This is a genomic window from Pandoraea sp. NE5 (genome assembly GCF_024363545.1).
Taxonomy (GTDB): domain Bacteria; phylum Pseudomonadota; class Gammaproteobacteria; order Burkholderiales; family Burkholderiaceae; genus Pandoraea; species Pandoraea cepalis.
Map to the genome: position 1 here is coordinate 3,815,951 of NZ_AP025517.1, position 26,179 is coordinate 3,842,129.

At 63.6% G+C, this 26,179-nt stretch carries 19 protein-coding genes and 2 tRNA genes; 10 read left to right on the plus strand and 11 right to left on the minus strand.

What is annotated here, in order from left to right; all coding sequences use genetic code 11:
- Window positions 1–182: 182 nt before the first annotated feature.
- Entirely contained in the window at window positions 183–1,052 is an 870-nt protein-coding gene (locus tag PanNE5_RS17415; RefSeq protein ID WP_051060198.1) for a TetR/AcrR family transcriptional regulator, read from the minus strand.
- Window positions 1,053–1,456: 404 nt separating this feature from the next.
- Between PanNE5_RS17415 and tig the strand changes: the two genes are divergently transcribed.
- The 8 genes from tig (at window position 1,457) to PanNE5_RS17455 (ending at window position 10,514) form a co-directional block, all read left to right on the plus strand.
- Complete coding sequence (gene tig / locus PanNE5_RS17420; RefSeq protein ID WP_017234152.1) at window positions 1,457–2,797, plus strand: trigger factor; 1,341 nt, start codon at window positions 1,457–1,459, stop codon at window positions 2,795–2,797.
- Between the two features lie 126 nt (window positions 2,798–2,923).
- The gene (gene clpP / locus PanNE5_RS17425; RefSeq protein ID WP_026131988.1) at window positions 2,924–3,577 is read left to right on the plus strand and encodes an ATP-dependent Clp endopeptidase proteolytic subunit ClpP; all 654 of its coding nucleotides are present in this window, start codon (window positions 2,924–2,926) and stop codon (window positions 3,575–3,577) included.
- Window positions 3,578–3,813: 236 nt separating this feature from the next.
- Window positions 3,814–5,094 (plus strand): ATP-dependent Clp protease ATP-binding subunit ClpX, encoded by a 1,281-nt coding sequence (gene clpX, locus PanNE5_RS17430; RefSeq protein WP_017234150.1) that lies wholly within the window; start codon window positions 3,814–3,816, stop codon window positions 5,092–5,094.
- A gap of 196 nt (window positions 5,095–5,290) precedes the next feature.
- A complete protein-coding gene (gene lon, locus PanNE5_RS17435) occupies window positions 5,291–7,711 on the plus strand; it encodes an endopeptidase La (RefSeq protein ID WP_261938475.1) in 2,421 nt (806 codons plus the stop codon).
- A 302-nt stretch (window positions 7,712–8,013) separates the two neighbouring features.
- Window positions 8,014–8,286 (plus strand): HU family DNA-binding protein, encoded by a 273-nt coding sequence (locus PanNE5_RS17440; RefSeq protein WP_017234148.1) that lies wholly within the window; start codon window positions 8,014–8,016, stop codon window positions 8,284–8,286.
- Between the two features lie 56 nt (window positions 8,287–8,342).
- Window positions 8,343–8,418 (plus strand) — tRNA-Val (locus PanNE5_RS17445).
- Between the two features lie 14 nt (window positions 8,419–8,432).
- A tRNA-Asp gene (locus PanNE5_RS17450) sits at window positions 8,433–8,509 on the plus strand.
- An 82-nt stretch (window positions 8,510–8,591) separates the two neighbouring features.
- A complete protein-coding gene (locus PanNE5_RS17455) occupies window positions 8,592–10,514 on the plus strand; it encodes a SurA N-terminal domain-containing protein (RefSeq protein ID WP_017234147.1) in 1,923 nt (640 codons plus the stop codon).
- A 59-nt stretch (window positions 10,515–10,573) separates the two neighbouring features.
- On the opposite strand, the gene PanNE5_RS17460 is transcribed toward PanNE5_RS17455, so the two are convergent.
- Window positions 10,574–11,221, minus strand: a complete 648-nt coding sequence (locus tag PanNE5_RS17460; RefSeq protein WP_017234146.1) for an arylesterase — start codon at window positions 11,219–11,221, stop codon at window positions 10,574–10,576.
- Window positions 11,222–11,273: 52 nt separating this feature from the next.
- Here PanNE5_RS17460 and PanNE5_RS17465 point away from each other — a divergent pair, with 52 nt between their 5' ends.
- Window positions 11,274–11,996, plus strand: coding sequence for an ABC transporter ATP-binding protein (locus tag PanNE5_RS17465; RefSeq protein WP_017234145.1), 723 nt, complete (start codon window positions 11,274–11,276; stop codon window positions 11,994–11,996).
- Between the two features lie 23 nt (window positions 11,997–12,019).
- Here the strand turns inward: PanNE5_RS17465 and pgi are convergent, their stop codons facing one another.
- The 3 genes from pgi to PanNE5_RS17480 form a co-directional block, all read right to left on the minus strand.
- Window positions 12,020–13,687 carry a glucose-6-phosphate isomerase gene (gene pgi / locus PanNE5_RS17470; protein WP_261938476.1) on the minus strand — a complete coding sequence of 556 codons (1,668 nt, stop codon included), beginning with the start codon at window positions 13,685–13,687 and terminating at the stop codon, window positions 12,020–12,022.
- Between the two features lie 120 nt (window positions 13,688–13,807).
- A complete protein-coding gene (locus tag PanNE5_RS17475) occupies window positions 13,808–15,538 on the minus strand; it encodes an NAD(P)H-hydrate dehydratase (RefSeq protein WP_261938477.1) in 1,731 nt (576 codons plus the stop codon).
- A gap of 295 nt (window positions 15,539–15,833) precedes the next feature.
- A complete protein-coding gene (locus PanNE5_RS17480; RefSeq protein WP_017234776.1) occupies window positions 15,834–17,108 on the minus strand; it encodes a D-amino acid dehydrogenase in 1,275 nt (424 codons plus the stop codon).
- Window positions 17,109–17,361: 253 nt separating this feature from the next.
- Here PanNE5_RS17480 and purL point away from each other — a divergent pair, with 253 nt between their 5' ends.
- Entirely contained in the window at window positions 17,362–21,393 is a 4,032-nt protein-coding gene (gene purL / locus PanNE5_RS17485; protein WP_017234777.1) for a phosphoribosylformylglycinamidine synthase, read from the plus strand.
- Window positions 21,394–21,500: 107 nt separating this feature from the next.
- Here the strand turns inward: purL and PanNE5_RS17490 are convergent, their stop codons facing one another.
- The 6 genes from PanNE5_RS17490 to PanNE5_RS17515 form a co-directional block, all read right to left on the minus strand.
- Window positions 21,501–22,295 carry a peptidylprolyl isomerase gene (locus PanNE5_RS17490; protein ID WP_017234778.1) on the minus strand — a complete coding sequence of 265 codons (795 nt, stop codon included), beginning with the start codon at window positions 22,293–22,295 and terminating at the stop codon, window positions 21,501–21,503.
- A gap of 70 nt (window positions 22,296–22,365) precedes the next feature.
- Complete coding sequence (locus tag PanNE5_RS17495) at window positions 22,366–22,629, minus strand: BolA family protein (RefSeq protein WP_017234779.1); 264 nt, start codon at window positions 22,627–22,629, stop codon at window positions 22,366–22,368.
- A 22-nt stretch (window positions 22,630–22,651) separates the two neighbouring features.
- Window positions 22,652–23,185, minus strand: coding sequence for a septation protein A (locus PanNE5_RS17500; RefSeq protein ID WP_017234780.1), 534 nt, complete (start codon window positions 23,183–23,185; stop codon window positions 22,652–22,654).
- Window positions 23,186–23,388: 203 nt separating this feature from the next.
- On the minus strand, window positions 23,389–23,808 hold the full coding sequence (locus tag PanNE5_RS17505; protein ID WP_017234781.1) for a YgiW/YdeI family stress tolerance OB fold protein: 420 nt from the start codon (window positions 23,806–23,808) through the stop codon (window positions 23,389–23,391).
- Window positions 23,809–23,987: 179 nt separating this feature from the next.
- Entirely contained in the window at window positions 23,988–24,410 is a 423-nt protein-coding gene (msrB, locus tag PanNE5_RS17510; protein WP_017234782.1) for a peptide-methionine (R)-S-oxide reductase MsrB, read from the minus strand.
- Window positions 24,411–24,573: 163 nt separating this feature from the next.
- Complete coding sequence (locus PanNE5_RS17515) at window positions 24,574–26,091, minus strand: protein adenylyltransferase SelO (protein WP_261938478.1); 1,518 nt, start codon at window positions 26,089–26,091, stop codon at window positions 24,574–24,576.
- Between the last annotated feature and the right edge of the window lie 88 nt (window positions 26,092–26,179).

Consider the following 26,179-nt stretch of genomic DNA (forward strand, 5'->3'; position numbering starts at 1 on the left):
CATGCTGTCCTCCCTCTCGGTTCATCCTCCCGGCCGGGGGTGCCGTAGCACCGGTCGGGGACGCCTCAGCGTCGATTGGGCCTCGCCTCCCGATTGGCGTTCGGGCGTCTGTTCAGGTTTGGCCTTCGTGTTCGATCGTCGTCGACTGGCTCGGACCTTCTCCGGCTGTCGGTGATCGGTATTCAGGCATTGGCGAGCGAGCGGTCGTCGGCGCCGGGGATCCGAGGCGCGGCATTCGCTTCTGCGGTTGTCGTGGGCGGGGCGGCGACGTATCCGGCGTCGCGTGGCGGCGTAATGTCCGCGGCCTTCGCCAGCGCGAAGACGTCGGCGAAGCTCGCCAGTTGCTCCTCGCCCGGCATCGGCGCCCTGAGCGCCGCGACCATGAGGGCCGTGAGCCGTGCCACGACCTGCAGGTCGCCCATCGCCTGGCCTTGGGCGAACGTGTCGATCAGTCGAGCGGTGTCGCTGCTCGCGAGCACGCCGGACAGGGCCTGAAGCGCGAAGTGCAGACGCCAGCCCAGTTCCTGGCGCGGCAGCTCAGGTAACGCGCGGGCGAAGGCGTCGAAGAAGCGCTCGAAGACGGGGGCGTAATGCTGCTGCAAATAGTCGCGGATGAACGGCGACGGATCGGCGTACACCCGCCCGAGCAGGCGCAGGAACGCCGGGCCGCCGATATCGCGATGATGCGAGATGGCAAGGGCGGGGATGAACATTGCCCCCAGCACGTGTTCGCACGTGAGCTGCGGTGCCGGCCACTCGGCTTCGGCGCGCGTCAGCAGCGCGAGCCGCTCGTCGTTGAGCCGGTCGAGCCGACGCGCCAACATGGCCTGGAGCAAGGTCTCCTTGCTGCCGAAGTGATAGTTGACGGCGGCCAGGTTGACGTCGGCTCGCGACGTGATCTGACGCAAGGACATCGCTTCGTAGCCGTATTCGATGAAAAGGTCTTCTGCGGCATCGAGGATGCGTAGCTTGGTGTCGCCGACGTGCCGGCCGGCGGAAAGGCGTGGGCTCACGAAGCACCTCCAGTGTGATGCGGCGCGAGGCCGCGCCATCGGATGGAACCGATGTTTCATTCAAACGTACGAATGAATCCTAAGCCGTAAGTGGGCTTCCCCCAAGATCTTTTTCTGGACGCGATCCTCTAAAGCGTAATGCCGGCCTGTACCGACCTGTTGCGACATGCCCGGCAGGGCGGGCGGCGTCGGGAAGGCACGTGAAGGCAAAATGGTCCGATTTCCCTGATATCGGGGCGGAAAGTCTGGAGGCGGGGCAATAGTTTGCTAAAATGTTCCGCTTTGTGTTCAAAACCGTTTTGGCGCTACCCCGCATGTCGGGGGCGGAGGGAAGCCGGCGTCGCAACGTCGGTTCCGGCCCAAGGTTGATTAACTGACAGGGTCCGCTTGTGGCATTCCCTCGCCGCAACACAGAACGACCCTCTGGAAGGACGAATATCCTCATGACTATCGCTGTTGAAAACCTCGGCAAGCTCGAGCGTCGCTTTACCATCGCCCTGCCCAAGCAGGAAGTCGAAAAAGAAGTTGCGGCACGCATTCAGAAGCTGTCGAAGACGGTGCGTATGCCGGGCTTCCGCCCGGGCAAGGTGCCCCTGAAGATGGTCACCCAGCAGTACGGTGGTCAGGTCGAAGCCGAAGTCGTGAGCGACAAGGTCGGCCAGCAATTCTTCGACATCAGCAAGGAACAGGATCTGCGCGTCGCGGGTCAGCCGCGCTTCGCGCCGAAGGTCGACGCGGGCGAGGCCGAGTACGCATTCGATGCCACGTTCGAGATCTACCCGGAAGTCAAGATCGGTGACCTGGCCACGGCCGAGGTGAGCCGTACCACGACGGACGTCTCGGAAGCCGAGATCGACCGCACCATCGACATCCTGCGCAAGCAGCGCGTGCACTACCACGTGCGCGGCGAAGTCGGCGCCCACGGCGACGGCGGCTCGGTCGAAGCCAAGGACGGCGACCGCGTGACGGTCGACTTCGTTGGCAAGATCGACGGGGAAGCGTTCGCCGGCGGCAGCGCCGAAGACTTTGTGTTCGTGCTGGGCGAAGGCCGCATGCTGCCTGAGTTCGAGACGGCCACGCTGGGCCTGAAGGTGGGCGATTCGAAGGATTTCGAACTCAAGTTCCCCGACGAGTACCACGGCAAGGAAGTGGCCGGCAAGACCGCTACGTTCACCGTGACGCTGAAGAAGGTCGAGTGGGCGCACCTGCCTGAAGTCGACGGCGAGTTCGCCAAGTCGCTCGGCATCGCTGACGGCAGCATGGAAAAGATGCGCGCCGATATCAAGGAAAACCTGTCGCGCGAAGTGAAGCGTCGTACGCAGGCCTTGCTCAAGGATCAGGTGATGAACGCGCTGATCTCGGTGTCGGAGCTCGACGTGCCGAACGCATTGGTCGCACAGGACCAGGAGCGCCTGGTGGCAATGGCCCGTCAGGATTTGACGCAACGCGGCGTGCCGAACGCCGGCAACGTGCCGATTCCGGCGGAAATGTTCAAGGAGCAAGCCGAGCGTCGCGTGAAGCTGGGTCTGATTCTGGCCGAGCTGGTCAAGCAGAATGACCTGCAAGCCAAGCCGGAGCAAATCAAGGCCGAAGTCGAAGAGTTCGCGAAGAGCTACGAAGACCCGCAAGAAGTCGTCCGCTGGTACTATGGCGATCAGCAGCGCATGGCGGAAATGGAAGGTTTCGTCGTCGAGAACAACGTGGTCGAATTCGTCCTGGGTAAGGCCAAGGTGACCGACAAGCAGGTCAGTTTCGAAGAGCTGGCCGGCAACTCGCAAGCCTGATCGAACGCGACACGACCGATTGAACCGCCGCGGCCGCAATGCCGTGGCGGTTCTTTTCCAAATGGCCTCCGGGCCTCCTCCCTGCGGCGCGCAAAACCATCTCGATAGAAGGGTCGAACCGATATGATTACCCGTTCCGAATTGCTCGCCCAACTCGCCTCCCCGACGTACAACTCCGCACTCGAGACGCAAGGCCTTGGCCTCGTGCCGATGGTCGTCGAGCAAAGTGGTCGTGGCGAGCGCGCTTACGATATTTACTCGCGACTCCTCAAGGAGCGCATCATTTTCCTGGTGGGCGAGGTCAACGACCAGAGCGCCAACCTCGTCGTCGCACAGTTGCTGTTCCTCGAGAGCGAAAATCCGGACAAGGAAATCTCGATGTACATCAATTCGCCGGGCGGTTCCGTCTCGGCGGGCCTGGCGATTTACGACACGATGAAGTTCGTCAAGCCGGCGGTCTCGACGCTGTGCCTGGGCATGGCGGCGAGCATGGGCGCATTTCTGCTGGCGGCCGGTGAGAAGGGCAAGCGCTTCGCGCTGCCGAACGCGCGCATCATGATTCACCAACCGCTGGGCGGCGCTCGCGGTCAGGCGTCGGACATCGAGATCCACGCCAGGGAAATCCTGCTGCTCAAGGATCGGTTGAATCGACTGTTGGCCGACAACACCGGCCAGTCGCTCGAGGTCATCGCGCGCGACACCGATCGCGACAACTTCAAGTCGGCGGCCGATGCCGTCGAGTATGGGTTGATCGACCGCGTGCTCGAAAAGCGTCCCTGATTCGGTTTCGAGTTCGAGAGCGCGCAACGACAAAAGGTTGGCGCGACACCGGGCGGCGTCGTTTTTGAAAGCCAGGTGTTCGTGCCAAGTCTTTGTCGTAAAAGGGAAATTATTGCCGATGCGGCTGGGTCACACGCTCGCACGGCATGGCGTTACAATGAGATTCACGTATGCCGCGTTTGCCGCCCCCGGCGGGGGACGACCGGGGCGCAAATTGCTAGCAGGCTGACACAGATATGGTGGATAAAAAAAGCACTTCCAACGGCGAAAAGCTGCTCTACTGCTCGTTCTGCGGAAAGAGTCAGCACGAGGTCAAGAAGCTCATCGCGGGGCCGTCGGTCTTCATTTGCGACGAGTGCATCGATCTGTGCAATGAGATTATCCGCGACGAGGCCGCTGCGGCCGAAGACGAGAGCGGCAGCGGCGGCAAGTCCGATCTGCCGTCGCCGCTGGAAATTCGCGAGAGTCTCGATCAGTATGTGATCGGTCAGGACCGTGCCAAGAAGATTCTGGCCGTGGCGGTCTACAACCATTACAAGCGACTGAAGCACCTCGGCGACAAGCGCGACGAAGTCGAACTCGCCAAGAGCAACATCCTGCTCATCGGGCCGACCGGCTCGGGCAAGACATTGCTCGCGCAAACGCTCGCCCGCCTGCTCAACGTGCCCTTCGTGATTGCCGACGCCACCACGCTGACCGAAGCCGGTTACGTGGGGGAAGACGTCGAAAACATCATCCAGAAGCTGCTGCAGAACTGCAATTACGAGATCGAGCAGGCGCAGAAGGGCATCGTCTATATTGATGAAATCGACAAGATCAGCCGCAAGTCGGACAATCCGTCGATTACGCGCGACGTGTCGGGCGAGGGCGTGCAGCAGGCGCTGCTCAAGCTGGTCGAAGGCACGATGGCGTCGGTGCCGCCGCAAGGCGGTCGCAAGCACCCGAACCAGGATTTCATCCAGGTCGACACGACGAACATCCTGTTCATCTGCGGCGGAGCGTTCGATGGTCTCGAGAAGATCATCATGAACCGTACCGAGAAGACAGGCATCGGATTCGGTGCAACGGTCAAGACCGGTGAAGAGCGCGACGCCAGCGAGTTGCTGCGTGACGTCGAGCCGGAAGATCTGATCAAGTTTGGCCTGATTCCGGAGCTGATCGGTCGTCTGCCGGTGGTTGCCACGCTGGGCAAGCTTGACGAGGACGCGCTGGTGACGATCCTCGTCGAGCCCAAGAACGCGCTGGTCAAGCAATATCAGCGCTTGTTCCTGATGGAAGGCGTGGAACTGGAGATTCGGCCGGCCGCGATGCACGCGGTGGCGCGCAAGGCCATCAAGCGCAAGACGGGCGCGCGCGGCTTGCGCTCGATCATCGAGCAGGCCTTGCTCGAAGTGATGTACGAGCTCCCGTCGCTAAAGGGCGTCACCAAGGTGATCCTCGACGAAAACGCGATCAGCGGCGACGGGAAACCGCTTTTGATTTACCAGGAGTCGCCCAAGGTTGCCGGCTCCAATTGAACGGTCAACTCAGCGCTACCCGAAGCCGTTCATGGAAACATGGACGGCTTTTTTTCCTTCATACTAGTGCCGCGGGCAATGAAACCCCGAGCGGTGCAACTTACCGGCGAAAGGGCTGTTCCACTCCCCCTTGTAATTCCCGTCGGCGGCCTCAATTAGCTGGAACACAACGGTATCGTTAAATATGGGGAACGAGATGTCAGGCACCCAAATCCTCCCGCCCGAAGCGATTCAACTGCCCCTGTTGCCTTTGCGCGACGTGGTCGTGTTTCCGCACATGGTGATTCCCCTTTTCGTGGGGCGTCCAAAATCGATTAAAGCGCTTGAAACCGCCATGGAAGGCGGCAAGCACATCATGCTCGTCGCCCAGAAGGCGGCGGCCAAGGATGAGCCCACGTCGAAGGATCTCTACGAGATCGGCTGCGTGGCGAACATTCTGCAAATGCTCAAATTGCCCGATGGCACCGTCAAGGTGCTCGTCGAAGGGATTCAGCGCGCCCGCACCCTGAGTGTGGACGAAGAGGAAACCCAGTTCACGTCGGAAGTGATGCCGCTCGAACCGGACGACGGCAACTCGCCGGAATCCGAGGCGCTGCGCCGCGCGATCGTGGCCCAGTTCGATCAGTATGTGAAGCTCAACAAGAAGATTCCGCCGGAGATCCTGACGTCGCTCTCGGGTATCGACGAGGCGGGTCGTCTGGCGGACACGATCGCCGCCCACCTGCCGCTCAAGCTGGAGCAGAAACAGAACATCCTGGAAATGTTCCCGGTCATCGAGCGTCTCGAGCACCTGCTCGCGCAGCTCGAGAGCGAGATCGACATTCTTCAGGTGGAAAAGCGTATCCGTGGCCGCGTGAAGCGCCAGATGGAGAAGAGCCAGCGCGAGTACTACCTGAACGAACAGGTCAAGGCGATCCAGAAGGAGTTGGGCGAGGGTGAAGAAGGCGCGGATCTCGAAGAGCTCGAGAAGCGGATCAAGGCCGCGCATCTGCCCAAGGAAGCCAAGAAGAAGGCTGACGCCGAACTCAAGAAGCTCAAGCTGATGTCGCCGATGTCGGCCGAGGCGACCGTCGTGCGTAACTATATCGACACGCTGGTCGGTCTGCCGTGGCGCAAGAAGAGCAAGGTCAACAACGACCTGTCGAACGCCGAGAAGGTGCTCGACGAGGATCACTTCGGCCTGGAGAAGGTCAAGGAACGCATCCTTGAGTATCTTGCCGTGCAACAGCGCGTCGAGAAGGTCAAGGCACCGATCCTGTGCCTGGTGGGGCCCCCCGGTGTGGGCAAGACCTCGCTCGGTCAGTCGATCGCGCGTGCGACGAACCGCAAGTTCGTGCGCATGGCGTTGGGCGGCGTGCGTGACGAGGCCGAGATTCGCGGTCACCGTCGTACGTATATCGGGTCGATGCCGGGCAAAATCCTGCAGAGTCTGTCGAAGGTGGCCGTACGCAATCCGCTGTTCCTGCTCGACGAAGTGGACAAGATGGGCATGGATTTTCGCGGGGATCCGAGTTCGGCGCTGCTCGAAGTGCTCGACCCCGAGCAGAACCACACGTTCTCGGACCATTACGTCGAAGTCGACTTCGATCTGTCGGACGTGATGTTCGTGGCCACGTCGAACTCGCTGAACATTCCGGCGCCGCTGCTCGACCGTATGGAAGTGATTCGCCTGTCGGGCTACACGGAAGACGAGAAGGTCAACATTGCCCAGCGTTATCTGCTGCCCAAGCAGAAGAAGAACAACGGGCTGAAGGAAGGCGAGATCGATCTGGCCGAAGCGGCGATTCGCGACATCATCCGCTACTACACGCGCGAAGCGGGTGTGCGTTCGCTCGAGCGTGAGATCTCGAAGATCTGCCGTAAGGTCGTGAAGATGCTGTTGCTCAAGAAGGTTGAAGGTACGTCGATCAAGGTCGATGCGGGCAATCTCGACAACTTCCTGGGCGTGCGCAAGTTTGACTTCGGTCTGGCCATGAAGGAAAACCAGATCGGTCAGGTCACGGGTCTGGCGTGGACGGAAGTGGGCGGCGATCTGCTGACCATCGAAGCCGCGTTGATGCCGGGCAAGGGCAACATCATTCGGACGGGTTCGCTCGGCGACGTGATGAAGGAGTCGGTCGAGGCCGCGCGCTCTGTCGTGCGTTCGCGTGCGCGCCGCCTCGGCGTGACGGATGAGCAGTTCGAGAAGAAGGACATCCACATCCACGTGCCGGAAGGGGCGACGCCTAAGGATGGTCCGTCTGCCGGTATCGCCATGACGACGGCGCTGGTCTCGGTGCTCACCGGTATTCCGGTGCGTGCGAATGTGGCGATGACCGGTGAGATCACGCTGCGCGGTGAAGTGTTGCCGATCGGCGGTCTCAAGGAGAAGTTGCTGGCGGCTCACCGTGGTGGCATCAAGCTCGTGTTGATTCCGGAGGAGAACGTGAAGGATCTCGCAGAGATTCCGGATACGGTCAAGAACGCGCTGGAGATCGTGCCGGTGCGCTGGATCGACAAGGTGCTTGAGCTGGCGTTGGAGCATGCACCGACGCCGCTGCCCGAGGAAGAGGCGAAGGCCGCGCCTGTCACGCCGAATGCGGATGCCAGCGGCAAGCAGGAAGTCATCAAGCACTGACGATAATTTTTCGTGTAGTGGGCAACGGGCGGATTGGCCGCCGATCGCTACGCGGGAAGTGCGTAAATTGCCCGGGGGTTTCCCCGGGCTTTTTTTTGTTCAGACGATGCGCTCGAAAATGACACCGGGGAAGCGCAGATTCAGGAGTGCTTCCTAAGCCGCCCAAAGGGCGCAAAACGGCTTGACATAAGGGTTTCCGGCTTGTCTAATGGCAAAGCCGACGGACCTAGCAGATCAAAGTCAAGGCGCGCAAAGAGCGCCTCCGCGGCTCAATCGCCTACTATCCTTGCAAGGGGGTTACAGTGAACAAGACGGAACTGATCGATCATATCGCGGGTGAAGCAGACATCTCGAAAGCGGCTGCCGGTCGGGCACTTGAAGCATTGGTGGGTGCGGTAAAAAAATCGCTGAAGAAGGGAGATAGCGTGACGTTGGTCGGCTTCGGCACCTTCCTCGTGGCCAAGCGTGCGGCGCGTACCGGACGCAATCCGCGCACGGGGGCCGCGATCAAGATCAAGGCAGCGAAGGTTCCGAAATTTCGCCCTGGCAAAGTATTGAAAGATACGTTAAACTGATCAGCTTCCCTGTTTCGGCGGGGAGTTGCAGCAAGAACAACACTTGAATCGGGAACGGGTGCTTAGCTCAGTTGGTAGAGCGGCGCCCTTACAAGGCGTAGGTCGGGGGTTCGAGCCCCTCAGCACCCACCAGTTCCAGATCTTGGGGAGCGGTAGTTCAGTTGGTTAGAATACCGGCCTGTCACGCCGGGGGTCGCGGGTTCGAGCCCCGTCCGCTCCGCCAAATTGTGAAAAGGCGAACTTCGGTTCGCCTTTTTTGCCATATGGCGTCTTAAGACGCATCCAGACGACTATTCCGATTTCGTATGTTCGACTTCATCCGCCGTCATCAACGATTGGTTCTCATCTTCCTGACGGTGTTGATCGTGCCGTCGTTCGTGGTGTTTGGCGTACATGGCTGGCAGGAATACGCCGCGGACGCCAGCACCATCGCCAAGGTCGGCGATCAAACCGTGACACGTCAGGAATACGACAGTGTGCTTCGCGCGCAGACCGAGCGCATGCAACAGATGTTTGGCGGCGCTGTCGATCCCAACCAGATCAACACCCCCGAAATGCGCGCCGCGGTGCTGGATAACCTGATCCAGCAGAAGCTGCTCACGCAGGAAACGCTCAAGAAGAATCTCTCGGTGCCCGATGCCCAGGTGCGTGAGGCGCTGCTCGCCATTCCGGCGATTGCGCAGTTGCGCCGCCCGGATGGTTCCATCGATGAAGCGAAGTACGCGCAATTGCTTTCTGCGCAAAACCTCACGCCGCAGCGCCTTGAAGCGCAAATTCGCTTCGAGCTGGCGTCGAACCAATTGCCGTCGAGCGTGCAGGCGAGCGCCATGCTGCCGAAGACGGTGCTCGAACGCTTCGCGCAACTGCGTGCTCAACAGCGTGACGTCTCGGTGCTGACCTTCCCGGTCACGGACTACGCCGGCAAGATCGTACCGACGCAGCCGCAGATTCAGGCGTATTACGATGCGCACAAGGCCGCCTTCCAGACGCCCGAATCGGCTGAGATCCAGTATGTCGTGCTCGACCCGAAGGCCATGCCGGCTTCGGCACAGACGCCCGCGAGCGATGACGTGCTGCGCAAGATGTACCAGGACAACCTGAAGCAATACACCACGCCGGAGCAGCGCCGCGCATCGCACATCCTGATCGCGTCGCCCGCCGACGCATCGCCGGCCGATCACGCCAAGGCGAAGGCGAAGGCCGACGCGCTGCTCGCCGAGATCAAGAAGCATCCGGATGATTTTGCCAAGCTGGCCAGCGCCGATTCGGAAGACCCGGGCTCGAAGGCCAACGGCGGCGATCTGGGCTTCTTCGCACGCGACGCAATGGTCAAGCCGTTTGCCGATGCCACGTTCGCGCTCAAGCACGAGGGTGACGTGAGCGATGTCGTGAAGAGCGATTTCGGTTATCACATCATCAAGCTGACCGGCATCAAGCCCGAGCAGACCAAGTCGTTCGATGAAGTGAAGGCGCAGCTTGCCGATCAGTATCGACAGCAGGAGTCGGCGAAGGCCTATGCGAAGTTGGCCGACCAGTTCACCAACGCCGTGTACGAACAACCCGACAGCGTGCAGCCGGCGGCCGACAAGCTCAACCTGAAGGTGCAGACGGCCACGGTCACGCGGACGCCGGATCCGTCGCAGGCGAAACTCCCGATCGGCAATGAGAAGTTACTCAAGGCCGTGTTTGGCGACGAAGCGCTCAAGAACAAGCGCAACACCGAGGCGGTGGATGTGGGTCAGGGCGTACTGGTGTCGGCGCACGTGGTGACTTATCACCCGGCCGCCACGCCGCCGCTCGCGCAGATCGAGGCGCAAGTCAAAGAGAAGGTCGTGGCCGATCTGGCCGAGCAGGCAGCGACGACGGCCGGCCAGGCCAAGCTCGAAGCGCTCAAGAAGGGGGGCGACGCCGCATTCGGCGCTGCGCAAACCGTATCGCGAGACAACCCTGGCAAGCTGCCGGCGACGGCCCTGGGGGCAATCTTCAGTGCCGATACGACCCGGTTGCCGGCGTATGTCGGTGTCGCGTTGGGCGAAGGTCAGGGCTACGCCGTGTATCGCATCGGCAAGGTCACGCAGCCGGCCGAGCAGGACGCGCAGCATCTTGCCGCCGAGGCGCAGCAACTCAACCAACTGGCGGCGCAGGCCGAATGGAACGCCTGGCTGGGCGACCTGCGTGCGCGCTCGAAGGTGAAGATCGTGAACGATGTCACCAAGTCGGGGGCCTGAATGGGCGGCCGGCACCATCGCTGAATGAAACGAGAAACGCGGCCAACCGGCCGCGTTTTTTATGTGCCGGACGTCTTCGGCGTTCGTGGTTGCGCGGGGCGCGAGGGCGCCTTGCCGGCGGGCTTGAGAAGTGGTTTGACCGTCGGCCAGACATTCTGCAGGATTTGCGGGTGCGCCTTGGCCAGAGGGTGAATCTGATCCTGCTGGAACCAGTCGGGGTGTTCAATGACACCCGCCAACAGGAACGGCACGTAGCCCGTTTTTTCCTGCTTGGCCACCAGCGAAAACATCGTGAAGAACTGCTCGCTGTAGTCGAGCCCGTAGTTAGGCGGAATGCGCATGCCGACGACGATCACACGGCTGCCTGCCTTGCGTGCCGCGCCGATCATCTCGCGCAGATTGCTGCGTGTGAGGTCGAGTGAAATGCCGCGCAGCGCGTCGTTGCCGCCGAGTTCCAGGATCGTGATGGCGGGATGATAGCGTTCGAGCAGCGGCGCGAGGCGCGCGCGTCCGCCGCTCGTCGTGTCGCCGCTGATGCTCGCGTTCACGACGTTATAATCAAACCCGCTTCGCGTGATCGTCTGCTGCATCAGATTGACCCAGCCGGTGCCGCGCGCGATGCCATATTCCGCCGAAAGGCTGTCGCCGACGACCAAAATCGTTGGCGTCCCCGAACTTGCCGCGTGCGCCGCGGTCCCTGACAGCATGCACCCGCCTACGAGGGCGGAGGCGGCCATTTTCAAGAACTCTCTTCTAACCATGTCGTTTTCCGAAAACGTGATTGAGGTGCGGGGGCTGGGCAAACGGTTGCGCGACGCGACCGGCGAGCTGGTCATTCTGCAGGATATCGATGTCAGTGTCGCCAAAGGTCAAAGCGTGGCCATCGTCGGCGCGTCGGGGTCCGGCAAGTCTACGTTGCTAGGCCTGATGGCGGGGCTCGACACGGCAAGCGACGGCAGTATCACGCTGCTGGGCAAGTCGCTCGGCGATCTCGACGAAGAGGGCCGGGCCGCGTTGCGACGCGGTGCCGTCGGTTTCGTCTTTCAATCGTTTCAACTGATGCCGCACCTCACCGCGCTCGAGAACGTGATGCTGCCGCTCGAGTTGCTGGGTGAGACACGCGACGTGCGCGATCGTGCCATCAAGTTGCTTGATCAAGTGGGGCTGGGCTCGCGTCTGGCGCATTATCCGAAGCAGCTCTCCGGCGGCGAACAGCAGCGCGTGGCGCTGGCGCGTGCTTTCGTCACCGAACCCGCCATACTGTTTGCCGACGAACCGACGGGCAGTCTGGACACGGCGACGGGGGAGCGCGTGATCGACCTGATGTTCTCGCTCAACAAGGCGCGTGGCGCAACGCTGGTGCTCGTGACACATGATCAGGCGATCGCGCAGCGTTGCGACACGACAGTGCAACTCGCCGGCGGACGAAGGATCGATGGCCCGTCGGACGCACGAGACGCAGGGTCGAAAACGCCGCAGTGATGTTGCCGCGGCGATCGCGCGTTTCAGTGCTTGCGTTTCAGGGCGTCGCCTGCAAGGCGAATCAACGACGTGGTCGAGGCGTCGTGCGCGTCGGGCGTGAGCAAGTGCGGATCGGCGAGTTCGGGCTCGATGGCGCGGCTCAGCGTCTTGCCCAGTTCAACCCCCCACTGGTCGAACGGATTGATGTTCCAGATGGCGGCCTGCACGAACACCTTGTGCTCATAGAGCGCGATCAGCGCACCCAGGCGCTCGGGCGACAATTGATCGATCACGAGCGTGTTGCTCGGACGATTGCCGTCGAAGCGGCGTTGTGCGCCCAGCGGTCCTCCAGCTTGTTCCGCCGTGGCCATCGAGCCGCCTTGCAGCAACGCTTCGCTTTGCGCGAAGCAATTGGCGAGCAGCTTGCGGTGATGATCGAGATAGGCGGGCGCATCGTATTGCGGATTCAGGACGGCGATGAAGTCCACCGGCACCAGCGTGGTGCCCTGGTGCAACATCTGAAAGTAGGCATGCTGACCGTTCGTGCCTGGCTCGCCCCATAGGATCGGCGCGGTTTGCCACGAGACAGGCGTCCCGTCGAGCTGCACCGACTTGCCATTGCTCTCCATGTCCAACTGCTGCAGATACGGCGGCAGTTTCTGCAATGCGTCGGTATACGGCGCGATGGAAATCGTCTGGGCGTCGAAGAAATTCCGGTACCAGATGCCGAGCAGGCCAAGCAGCACCGGCATGTTGGACTCGAGTGGCGCACTGCGAAAGTGTTCGTCCATGGCATGCGCACCGGCGAGCAACGCGTCGAAATGCTGCGGGCCGAGATAGAGCATGATGATGAGCCCGATCGACGACCACAGCGAATACCGCCCGCCGACCCACTCGCCAAACTCGAACACGTTCTCGCGGTGAATGCCGAAGCGCATCGCTTCCTCGGCATTCGTCGACACCGCCACGAAGTGCTTGCCGAGTTCGCCCTCAGGAATGCCATGCGCGACAAACCAGGCGCGAATCGTGCGCGCGTTGGTCATGGTTTCGAGCGTGGTGAAGGTCTTCGAGCACACCACGACGAGCGTGGTTTCGGGGTCGAGCGAGGGCAGCGTGCGTGCCAGTTCGGTGGGATCGATGTTGGCGATGAAGTGCGCGCTCAGATCTCGCCGCCCGTAGACGGCTAGCGCGTCGCACACCATGCGCGGACCCAGGTCCGATCCGCCGATCCCGACATTGATGAGATGTCGAATGGGCTTGCCCGTCGCACCGACCCAGCGCCCGTCGCGCACGCTTTCGCTGAAAGCACGCATGCGCGAAAGGGTCTCGCGCACCCCGCGGCTGACGTCGCCGGCCGCGTCGCGAAAGGCCATGTCCTGCGGTGCGCGCAGCGCAACGTGCAACGCCGCGCGGTTTTCCGTGATGTTGACGGCGTCGCCGGCCCACATCGCATCGCGCTTGGCCGGCAGGCCGCACTCGCGCGCGAGTTGTGCGAGCAGCGTGCGTGTTGTGCCGGTAATGCGGTTCTTCGAGTAATCGAGATACAGACCGGCCGCACGCAATGAGAATTGTTCGACGCGTGCGTGGGCGCCGGTGCTCGCGAACCAGTCGCGCATGTGCTGCGCGGCAATGTCGTCGCGGTGCGTGAGCAGGGTACGCCAGGCAGGGAGTTGATCCAGACGAGTGGAAGGCGCGGATGGCTTGTACGGCATGTGCGATAAGGACATTTCGATAAAGCGGAGTATAACGGGAGTCGTCGCGAAATCACGTAGAAACGCGACGGTGGACGACCATCTGGCGGTCCTGCATCCTCGTGAAGCGAGATGTCAGGGCTAGCCGGCCGGCGCCGTGCGGCGCGTTTGCGTGCTTCGCTTGGCGCACCCCGCCTCGTTCAGCAAGTCAGCCAGTTCGGCGCGCATGGCGGGCAAAAGTTCACTTGCGGTCAGTCCAGCGGGACCGGCCCCTGCGGCGGCGCACCGTTCCGCAGCCCGGCCGTGCAGCCAGACCGCGGCCAGTGCGGCTTGCGGCGCTGGCATACCCTGCGCGAGCAGCGCACCGATCGCGCCCGTGAGTACGTCGCCCGTGCCCGCCGTCGCCAGCCCGGCATTGCCCGTCGTATTGATCCAGGCGTGCGTTCCGTCGTCGATGACGCTGCCTGAGCCCTTGAGCACAATCGTTGCGTCGAAGCGTTGGGCGAGCGCCCGTGCGCAAGCCAGCCGATCCGATTGAACGCGCGCGACGTCGCCCCCCGCCAGGCGCGCCGCTTCGAGCGGATGCGGTGTCATGACGGTGGGACCGGCGCGACGGCGCACGCGCTCGGCGAGCGCGGGCTCGGCGGCCAGCAGATTGAGGGCGTCGGCATCGATGACCAGGGGCGTGTCGTCCAGGGCGAGCGCGCGCGACAGGCACGCGGCCGATGCGGCGGAGGTCCCGAGCCCGGGGCCGACGGAGACGGCCTGCATCGTCGCGAGGTCAAGGTTTTCCGCATGACGCAGCATCAGTTCGGGATGCTGCGGATCCCAGGCGGGTGCATCGTGCGCGACGAAGCCCACATAGACACGTCCCGCGCCCGTCATCAATCCGGCACGCGCGCAAAGCAGCGGCGCACCGATCATGCCTTCATGGCCGCCCAGCACCGCCAGCGATCCATAGCTTCCCTTGTGCGATGCATGATGACGCTGCGGCAAATGCGCACCGAACGCGGCCGGCGCGCTCGTCGCGATGGCTTGGCCGTCGGGGCGTCCGGACCGCACCGCGGCCAGCACCTCGTCCGTTCCCAGGGTGGCAATGAGCACGTCCCCGGCAACGTCGCGCCCCATCCCGGTGAGCAGCCCGGGGCTGGCGCCCAGCATTGCCATCGTAACGTCGGCGTGTATGACCGGTCCGTCGACGACGCCGGTGGCCGCCGCCAGTCCGCTGGGAATGTCGATGGCGAGCACCGGTGTGCCCTGTGCGTGGGCCTCGACGATGTGCGCAACGAGCGCCGCGGCGGGGCCGTCGAGAGGGCGCGTCAGGCCGATGCCGAAGAGGCCGTCGACAATCCAGGCGTAGCCCGAGGAGGGTTGAGGCCAGAGGGCCGGGGCAGGCTGGATGGGTACGCCGGCGGAGAGGGCGTGGGCGTGCGCCCAGCGGGCGTCGTCGGTTGACGGCGCCCCAAGTTGCCACACATCGACACGCACCCCGCGCCGATGCAATTCGCGCGCCGCAACGTAAGCGTCGCCCCCGTTGTTGCCGGGCCCTGCGAGCAACAACACGGGTTGACGTCCCGCGCTCGCGAGCGCGGGCAATCGACCGATGAGCCACTCGGCGACGGCGGCCCCGGCGCGGGCCATGAGCGTATGGGCAGGGAGTTGGGCGGCAGCGGCTCGCTCGACCTCGCGCAGCGTGTCGGGAAGCCATAAGTCGAGGGTATCGCGCGCGCATGCGGCAGTGGATGACGTCGCACAATCGTGTGGCGACCCGATGGATCGTGTCAGGGGATCCACGCCGACAGTGGCGCTGGCAGCGGCAGGGGCGTCAGCAGCAGCGGCAGCAGGGGCGTCGGCGCGCAATGAATCGGACATGACAGACAAGGCTCCCGGTATCGAGGGGCGGCGAACGCTGCACATCGTCGCATGCCGGCATCGACGGCTTGGGCGCGGTGTGTTCTGCGGGCCATTCGGAGATTATGCCCTCAACGCAACATTCTGCCTGCCGGTGTGAATCTGGACGCGGTGTCGGTGGTTTACGACAAGGCCCTGCCGGACCGGGGCTGGCTACCGACGATGCCGGCCTGTGAACGCGCTTACGAGCGTCGGGCCGGGCCAGCCCTCGTCATGGGGTGGCCCGCAGGCATCCTCGCACGCCAGCATGCGTATATCAGTGCGCGTAACGAGCGAGTGTCAGACCGTTCAGATCGATTTCCGGCGTTTGTCCGGAGATGACGTCGGCGAGCACGCGACCGGAACCGCAGGCCATCGCCCAGCCGGTCGAACCGTGGCCGACGTTCAGGAAGATGCCGGGCAGCGGCGTCGCGCCGAGCACGGGCGGGCCGTCGGGGAGCATCGGACGTGCGCCGACCCAGGCGCGCGCCTCCCGGTACTTGCCTGCACCCGGGAACCAGTCCGTCGCCACTTTGTAGAGCGTGGCGATGGCGCGCTCGCGCAGCACGAGTTCGGAATCGCCCAGTTCGGCCGTGCCTGCAATGCGCAGACGGTTGCCTTGCGGGGTGATGGCGGTCTTGTACGACTCGTCCATGACGGCGATGCGAGGGCTGAACAGTTCGGTCTTGACCGGCACCGTGATCGAATACCCTTTGATCGGCCAGAGCGGCAGGTCAATGCCCAGCGGACGCAGCAGCGCCGTGCTGGCCACGCCGGCCGCGATCACGACGGCATCGGCGTCGAGTGCCGTGCGATGCGCAAGCTGCGCGGTGCTGGCCGTCTCGACGGTGACCCCCGATCGCCCCACGTTCGGACGCACCGACAGCACCGTCGTCTCGGTCGCGAGCGTGACGCCCATCTCGCGGGCGATCTGGGCGAGGCGCTTGGTAAAGAGCGGGCAGTTGCCGGTCTCGTCACGCGGCAGGTGCAGGCCACCCGCCAGTTGGGCGTCGGTCGAAATCGCTGGTTCGAGCTTGCGGCACTCGTCGGCCGTGAGCAAGCGGTGCGGCACTTCGTTCTCGGCGAGCATGGCGCGCGCCGGTTCGTTCATTTTGACGTCGCGTTCGGTGCGGAACAGTTGCAGATAGCCTTGCGTGTGCTCGTACTCGAAGACATGGGTCTCGCGCAGTGCATGCAGGCAGCGCTGGCTATAGAACGCGAGACGCTGCATCCGCTCGCGGTTGGCGCGGTAGCGTTCGAGTTTGCATTCACGCAGCCAACGGGCGGCCCAGCGCCAAGTGCCGGCCGACAGGCCCGGCCGGAAGATAAGCGGGCTGGCCGAGCTGAACAGATGGCCGAGCAGCTTGCGCGGCATGCCCGGCGCTGCCCATGGCGTGACGTAGCCGGGCGCGATGACGCCGGCGTTGCCGAAGCTGCTCTCTTGCGCCACCGTGCTGTTGCGCTCGACTAGCGTGACCGTATGCCCCGCGGCGGCCAGATAGTAGGCGGTGCACGTACCAATGACCCCGCCGCCGATAACGATGACCTTCATTCCCAACCGTCTGGTGTGTGGCGAACGCCCGTACGTTCGCTTGTTAGTGTCGTTTTATGCCGTGCCGCACCCGAATGCCGGTTTCGCGGCCCGTGTAGATGACGGGGCGCATAGGTTACCAGAGAGACGCCCTCGCAGGGCGAGAGGCTCCCCATAATGCGTGTGGCGCACTCGGGTATAACCCGGGGTAAGCAGGGTATAATCTCGCTTTGTCGTTCCCCCGCGTTTTGAACGCCTCGCCTTCCGTCCTTCCATGACTCACATTGCCTGCTTCGCCGGCGCCTTGGCGCTCTCCGAATTCCGCCAGCAACGTCTTCTGCAGACCCTGCAAGCCATCGACAGTTCGATCGTGCGTGTCGACGCCCGCTACGTGCATCTCGTGGCCAGCGCCGAACCGCTGTCGAGCGAAGACGTGGCCCGCGTCGCCGGTCTGCTCACCTATGGTGAGCCGGTGCGTGAAGAGCCGGTGGGCGACCAGGTGCTCGTGATCCCGCGTCTGGGCACGATTTCCCCCTGGGCGAGCAAGGCGACGGATATCGCCCGCAACTGCGGCATCGATCACGTGCGCCGTATCGAGCGCGCGGTCGAATACACGATCGGTGTGAAGTCGGGCCTTCTTGGCGGCAAGAAGTCGCTGGCGGCCGATGTCCTGGCGCGCGTGGCCGGCGTGCTGCACGACCGCATGACCGAGACGGTCGTGGCCACGCGCCACGACGCCGAGGCGCTCTTCGTCGAGTTGCCGGCCAAGCCGCTGCAGACGATCGACGTCATCGGCGTGGGCCGCAGCGCCCTCGAAGCCGCCAACCGGGATCTGGGTCTCGCGCTGGCCGACGACGAAATCGATTATCTGGTCGACGCCTTCACGAGCCTGAAGCGCAATCCGACCGATGTGGAACTGATGATGTTCGCGCAGGCCAACAGCGAGCATTGCCGTCACAAGATCTTCAATGCGCAATGGACCATCGACGGTCAGGCGCAGGACAAGTCGCTGTTCCAGATGATCAAGAACACGCACCAACTGCACCCGCAGGGGACGGTGGTGGCCTATTCGGACAATGCTTCGGTGATGGAAGGCGCCGAAGTCGAGCGCTGGTATCCGCGTGGCGCCGACGGCCAGTATGGCCGCAGCGTTGAACTCACGCACACGCTGATGAAGGTGGAGACGCACAACCACCCGACGGCCATTTCGCCGTTTCCGGGGGCGTCGACGGGGGCGGGCGGCGAGATCCGCGACGAGGGCGCGACCGGCCGCGGCTCCACGCCGAAGTCGGGTCTGACCGGCTTCACCGTGTCGAATCTGGCGCTGCCGGACGCGCGCGAATCGTGGGAGAACGATCTCGACGTGGCGGTGCCGCCGTCGCTGCGCAATCCCGGCGATACGGGCGCCGACTATGGCCGCCCGGACCGCATTGCGTCGCCGTTGCAAATTATGGTCGACGGCCCGCTGGGCGGCGCCGCGTTCAACAACGAATTCGGCCGTCCGATTCTCGGCGGCTATTTCCGTACGTACGAGCAGAACGTGGCCGGCCGCGTGCGCGGCTATCACAAGCCGATCATGATCGCGGGCGGCATGGGCAACATCGCCGCGCAGCACACCCACAAACACAATCTGCCGGCCGGAACGCTGCTCATTCAGATCGGCGGCCCGGGCATGCGTATCGGCATGGGCGGCGGTGCCGCCAGCTCGATGGCCACCGGCACGAACACGGCCGAGCTCGACTTCGACTCGGTGCAGCGCGGCAATCCGGAAATCGAGCGTCGCGCGCAGGAAGTGATCAATGCGTGCTGGCGTCAGGGGGAAGCCAACCCGATCCTGTCGATTCACGACGTGGGCGCGGGCGGTCTGTCGAATGCGTTCCCGGAACTGGTCGACGGCGCCGACAAGGGCGCGCGCTTCGATCTGCGTCAGGTGCAGCTCGAAGAGTCGGGCATGTCCCCGGCGGAAATCTGGAGTAACGAAGCGCAGGAGCGTTATGTCCTGGCGATCGCGCCGGACAGCTTCCCGGCCTTCCAGGCGATCTGCCAACGCGAGCGTTGCCCGGTGGCGGTGGTCGGTATCGCCACCGATGAGCGTCAACTGAAGCTGGTCGATGCGATGCATCCGGAGTCGCCGGACCCGGTCGACATGCCGATGGACGTGCTGCTCGGCAAACCGCCGCGCATGCATCGCGACGTCACGCGTGTGGCGACGACGCTCCCGCCGGTGGACGTGACGGGCCTGTCGCTCGACGACGTGGCACGTGCCGTACTGCGTCACCCGACGGTGGCCAGCAAGTCGTTCCTCATCACGATTGGCGACCGTACCGTGGGCGGCTTGACGGCCCGCGACCAGATGGTCGGCCCGTGGCAGGTGCCGGTGGCCGATTGCGCCATTTCGCTGATGGACTACACGGGCTATCGTGGCGAAGCCATGACGATGGGCGAGCGCACGCCGCTGGCCGTGATCGACGCGCCGGCGTCCGGTCGCATGGCGGTTGGCGAAGCCATCACCAACATTGCGGCGGCGCCGATTGCGTCGCTCGACCAGATCAAGCTGTCGGCCAACTGGATGGCCGCGTGCGGCACCGAAGGGGAAGACGCTGCGTTGTTCGATACGGTCAAGGCGGTCGGCATGGAACTGTGCCCGGCGCTGGGCCTGTCGATTCCCGTCGGCAAGGATTCGCTGTCGATGCGCACCAAGTGGGAAGACGCCGGCCGCAGCAAGGACGTGGTCGCGCCGGTGTCGCTGATCGTCTCGGCCTTCGCACCGATCGAGGATGTGCGCGGTCATCTCACGCCGCAACTGCGCTCGGTCGCGCAAGTGGGCGAGACGGTGCTGATCGCCATTGATTTGGGTCGCAACAAGAACCGTCTGGGCGGCAGTATCCTCGCGCAGGTCACACAGCAGATCGGTGACGTCGTGCCGGACCTGGACGATCCGGCCGATCTCCAACGCTTCTTCGACGCCATCCAGACACTGAACCGCGACGGCAAGCTCCTGGCGTATCACGATCGTTCGGACGGCGGCCTCTTCGCGACCGTGGCGGAAATGGCGTTTGCGGGCCACGTTGGCGTCTCGCTCAATGTCGACATGCTCACGCTCGACGACGGCTTCGAATCCGATTACGGCGATGCCAAGGATTGGGCCAAGCAGACGGTGGGCCGTCGCGAAGACAAGACGCTGCGCGCGCTTTTCTCGGAAGAACTTGGCGGGGTGATCCAGGTGCGCGCCTCGGAGCGCGATGCGGTGTTGCAAATGCTGCGTGAAGCCGGATTGTCCGCCTGCTCGCACGTGATCGGTAAGCCGAACACGAATGACGTCATCGAAATCTATCGCGATGCAAAGAAGGTGTTTGGCGCGCCGCGCGCGGCGCTGCAACGCGAGTGGTCGGAAGTGAGCTGGCGCATCGCGCGTCTGCGCGATAACCCGGCCGCGGCCGATGCGGAATACGAAACCCTCAACGACACGAGCGACCCCGGTCTCTCGCCGAAGCTCACGTTCGATGCCAGCGAAGACGTCGCGGCCCCGTTCATCGCGACGGGCGTGCGTCCGAAGATGGCCATCCTGCGCGAGCAGGGCGTGAATTCGCATCTGGAAATGGCCTACGTGCTGGACAAGGCCGGCTTCGATACCTACGACGTGCACATGAGCGATTTGCTCGCCGGCCGTCACTCGCTCGAAGCGTTCAAGGGCTTCATCGCCTGCGGTGGATTCTCGTACGGCGATACGCTCGGGGCGGGCGAGGGTTGGGCCAAGACGATTCTGTTCAATCCGGCGCTGGCCGAACAGTTCGCCGGCTTTTTCAACCGTGCCGACACGTTCGCACTGGGCGTGTGCAATGGTTGCCAGATGATGAGCAACCTGTCGAACCTGATCCCGGGGGCGGCGGCCTGGCCGAAGTTCACGTACAACCAGTCGAAGTACGAGGCGCGGCTTACGCAGGTGGAAGTGCTGGATTCGCCGTCGCTGTTCTTCAAGGACATGGCCGGCTCGCAACTGCCGATCGTGATCGCGCACGGCGAGGGCTATGCCAACTTCGGTCAGCAAGGAAACATCGATCAGGCGATTGCCGCCGTGCGTTTCGTCGACCATCGGGGACAGCCGACCGAGCAGTATCCGTTCAACCCGAACGGTTCGCCGCGCGGCCTGACGGCGGTGACCACGGGCGACGGGCGCTTCACGGTGATGATGCCGCACCCGGAGCGCGTGTTCCGCACGGTGCAGATGAGCTGGGCGCCCGAGCAGTGGGGCGAGGACAGCCCGTGGATGCGCATGTTCCGCAACGCGCGCCGCTGGGTGGCTTAAGCGACGATATTCTGCACGTCAGCGCGTGTGGAATACCACGCTGGAAACGAAAATCCCGCCGGAAGGCGGGATTTTCGTTTCAAAGCCGAACTGATAGCCGGTAACGCTTACTGGATCTTGGCCTTCTTCTCGAGGCCGTCGATGAAGCCTTGCAGCTTCTCTTCCTGCATTTGCTGCACGAGCTGCGGCTTGACATCGTTGAGCGCCGGGATCTGCGCGTCGCGAACGTCGTCCAGTTCGATCACGTGATAACCGAACTGCGTTTTGACCGGCGTCTGCGAGTACTGACCCTTTTGCAGTTTTTGCAGGGCGTCGGAGAACTCGGGCACGTAGGCGTTGGCCGGTGACCAGTCGAGATCGCCGCCGTTCTGTGCCGAACCGGGGTCCTTCGAGTACTGCTTGGCGAGGTCGGCGAACTTCGCGCCGCCCTTGAGCTTCGCGATGATGTCCTTGGCGGTGTCTTCGCTCGGCACCAGAATGTGACGGGCGTGATATTCCTTGTCGCCGAACTGCTTCTTGAGCTGGTCATAACGCGCCTGAACCTCGGCGTCGGTGACCGGCGAGGTCTTCTGGAAGTCAGCGATCAGGGCGCGAATCAGCACGCCTTGCTCGGCCAGCTTGAGCTGCGCCTTGACGTCCGGCTTGGCAGCCAGTCCGCTGCTGACGGCCGCTTGCGCGAGGATCTCGCGCTTGACCAGCTCTTCGCGCACTTGCTGTTGCAGTTGCGGCGAGTTCGGCTGACCCTGTCGGACCATTTCACGCACCATGGCGTCGGCACGAGACACGGGCACCGGCGTGCCATTCACGACGGCGACGTTCTGAGCGAGAGCGGGGAGGGAGACGGCGGTCAGCGACACGGCGGCGCCGAGCGCCAGTGCCGTGCGGGCGAGTTTCAATGCCATGCTGTTTTTCCTAACGAATGACGAAGGCAAGGTTAATCGACGGGGGATACGTCGCATGGTCGCATGCGAGTTACGCTTCGCCGGGGGCGAGCGCAACGATGGCGAGGGCGTGAATGCCGTTTTGCATCAAATCGGCTAGCGCATCATACACCAGGCGGTGCCGCGCCACGCGGTTACGTCCGGCAAACGCTGCAGACACGATTCTGACGTTGTAATGCCCGCCCGACGTCGCGCCGGCATGACCGGCGTGACGGGCGCTGTCGTTCTCAAGGGCGAATTCCAGGGGGGCGAGCGCCGCGGTGAGGCGCGCTTCGATTTGCTGTTCCATGGTCATGGCTGTGACTTCCTGACGGACGTTATTCGTCCTGCTTGATGTACTTCGAGAGCCACAGGCTCTGCACGACGATGAACACGACCATCAGGCCCATGCCGCCGAAGAGCTTGAAGTTGACCCATGTATCGGTCGAGTAATGGTAGGCGATGACCAGATTCAGCGCGCCCATTGCGAGGAAGAACAGCGCCCAGCTGAAATTCACCGCCCGCCACAGGGGGTCGGGCAATGCCATCTGCTTTTCCATCATGGCGCGAATCAGATTCTTGTCGAAGATGAGTTCGGCGACGAACAGGGTGATCGAGAAGAGCCAGTAAAGCGCCGTGGGCTTCCACTTGATGAAGGTCTCGTCGTGCAGCAACATGGTCGCGCCGCCGAACACCACGATGATCGCCAGACTCACCCACTGCATGGGCTCGACCTTGCGGTGACGCAGCCACATCCAGATGACTTGCGCAATCGTCGTCGCGATCGCGATGCCGGTGGCGACATAGATGCCGGCAAACTTGAAGGCGACGAAAAACAAGATGACCGGTAACAGGTCGAAAAAGAATTTCATGAAGTCTCGACTCGGGGGCTTCGGGAGAAATCGCCCTCGGGCAACAGGCGCCGGGGCAAACCCACATTATATTTCAAAGGCCCGTGGTGGGACGCTGTACATCGCCAAATGCGCGTCGCGGCGTCTGTGCCGCCGCTTCACCCCGGCTTGCCTCCGGTTCGCGGGGTCGCGGGATCGCTTCCCGAGGCCGGCGGCCGCGTGCCTTACGGCAGGATGTCGATGCGCTTGACGTCGATATCGTTGGCGCGAAGGTGATGGCGGTCGACTTCGCCGGTGATGCGCACGCGCGTCTTGTCGTTGATCTGGTGGCCGGGCGGCAGGTATTTGTCGTCGAGTTCGATGACGATGGTCCGGCCCGTGTCGTCGCGGAACGTGTAGTGCTCATGCCGGAGTCGGTTGACGATGTAGCCCTCGATGACGGTCATGGCATCGTCGGGGGCGGCCAGTGCCTGACCGACGGTCGCGACATGCGGCATGGCCGATGGCACGACCACGCTGCCGGTCGTCGCAACACTGGCCGCCGGGCCCATGTACTGCGCGATGGCTGGCGCGGCACTCAAGGTGCCGAACGATGCCGCTGCAGAGAAAAGCAGGGGTGCGAAGCGAATTGTCGGACGGGTCATCGGCGGCGTTTCCTGTGTTCCATTGAGGGAGCGCCAGCTTAGCAGACGGGCGCGTCACGCCGGGACGCCCGCCCGCGAGGGATGTCCCAAAGCGCGCGGCGCCCGCTGCAAATTGATCGAATTCACGGATCGGGCGCGTTGAAGCGGCGCGCTGACGGGACGCCGAGGGGATTCTCGGGTCAGTCGTCGACCGGCTTGTCGGCCTGGCCGTCCTTGTCCTCGAAGTCGAGCGACGCCGAGTTGATGCAATAGCGCAGTCCAGTCGGCTGCGGGCCGTCTTCGAACACATGTCCGAGGTGGGCGTCGCAGTTGTGGCACCGCACCTCCACGCGTACCATGCCGTGGCTGTAATCCATCACCTCGTCGATGCCGGATTTGTCGATGGGCTTCGCATAGCTCGGCCAGCCGCAACCCGCATCGAACTTCTCCGTCGATTCGAACAACGGCGCGCCGCAGCAGATGCAGCGGTAGGTGCCGTCTTGCCAATGATCCCAGTAACGGCCGGTGAAGGCGCGTTCGGTGGCAGCATGACGCGTGACCTGGTATTCGACGTCGTCGAGTTGGGCACGCCAGTCGGCGTCGCTTTTTTCCACTTTGCTCATGAATGAGAGTCTCCTGATGGGCGGCGGCCCCGGTGTTGCCGCCGCGCGTCGTCTATGGTCAGACCTGGCCCAGATGGGGGCGACGCGCCGTTTTGCAATGCGTGACACCTCGCTGATGCATCGCTGACGCCCGCGTCCCGTCGGTGCCGCGCCGTGCCGTCGATCAAGACGAGCAACTGACCTCGAGTTGCCCGGCCCAGTCGGGCGGCAGCTCGGCATAGCGTTCGAATTCGGGCTGTTCGTCGTAGGGGTGCGAGAGCACCTTGAGCAACGTGTCGACTTCCGAAAAGTCCTTTTCGCGCGCACGCCGGATTGCAATCTCCGCCAGATGATTGCGCAGGATGTACTTCGGATTGACAAGCCGCATCGCGACCGCACGCTTCGCGTCGGTGCTGGCCTCGTGGCGCAGTCGCGCGCGGTAATCCACGGCCCAGGCATCGAAGCCGGCACGATCGATGAACATGTCGCGCAGCGGGGTGTCGGCGGCCGGGTTCTCCAGCTCAAGCCCCGCCAGCGTGCGGAACAGGTGCGTGAAGTCGACCCGTCCCTCGTGCATCAGCTTGAACAGACGGTTGATGAGCGCTTCGTCGTCGGCATGCGATTCGCGCAATCCGAGCTTCGCACGCATGCGCAGATCGATCTCCTCGGCGAACCGGGTCTTGAACGCGGGCAGCACCGACTGCGCCTGCTCGATCGCCGCCTCGCCCTCGCCGAACAGCGGCAACAGGGCCTGGGCGAGACAGAAGAGGTTCCAGTACGCCACGTTCGGCTGTGCCTGATAGGCGTAGCGTCCCTGCGCGTCGGAGTGATTGCAGATGTGATGCGCGTTGAAGCCGTCGAGGAAGCCGAACGGGCCGTAATCGATCGTCAGACCGAGGATCGACATGTTGTCGGTGTTCATCACGCCGTGACAGAAGCCCACGGCCTGCCAGTGCGCGACCAGTTCGGCCGTCGCATCGCACACGGCACTGAGCAGAGCGAGGTACGGATTGGCCTCGTCGCGGCAATGGGGGTAGTGATGATCGATCGTGAAATCAGCCAGCTGACGCAGCGCGCCATACTGATCGCCTGCCCAGAAATGTTCGAAGTGTCCGAATCGGACGAAGCTGGGCGACAAACGCGTGACCACGGCCGCCGTCTCGATGGTTTCGCGACGCACCGGGGCATCGGAGCCGATCACGCATAGGGCGCGCGTGGTCGGCACGCCGAGATGGAACATGGCCTCCGAGCCGAGGAACTCGCGAATCGACGAACGCAGCACGGCGCGTCCGTCACCCATGCGCGAGTAGGGCGTGAGTCCGCCGCCCTTGATCTGGATTTCCCAGCGCCCGCCGGGGCCGTCCGACTCGCCGAGCAGCAGTGCCCGGCCGTCGCCCAATTGGCCGGCCCACACGCCGAACTGGTGGCCCGAATACACGCTGGCGAGCGGATCGCCGCCGGGCAGCGGCGTATTGCCGGCGAACGTGGTCACGAACTCGGGATCGCGTGCGGCTTCGGGCGACCAGCCGAGCAGGCGGGCCGCGTCGGCGGAAAAGCCGACCAGGTACGGCGCGGGCAACGCCTGTGGCGCGAGGCGCGTGTAGAAGTCGGGGCCGAGTGCGGCAAAACGGTTCGACAACGACAGCGGTCCGTAGGGCTTGAGTGAGGCGGAAACAGCGGCGGAGCGGTCGGTAGCCGGCATTGGGGACGTTCCTGAAGGTGAACAAACATTCTACTTGAGGTGTCCGTCGCGTGCTGCCGGCGTGCGGCCGCGCACGCGCGTGCGCCTG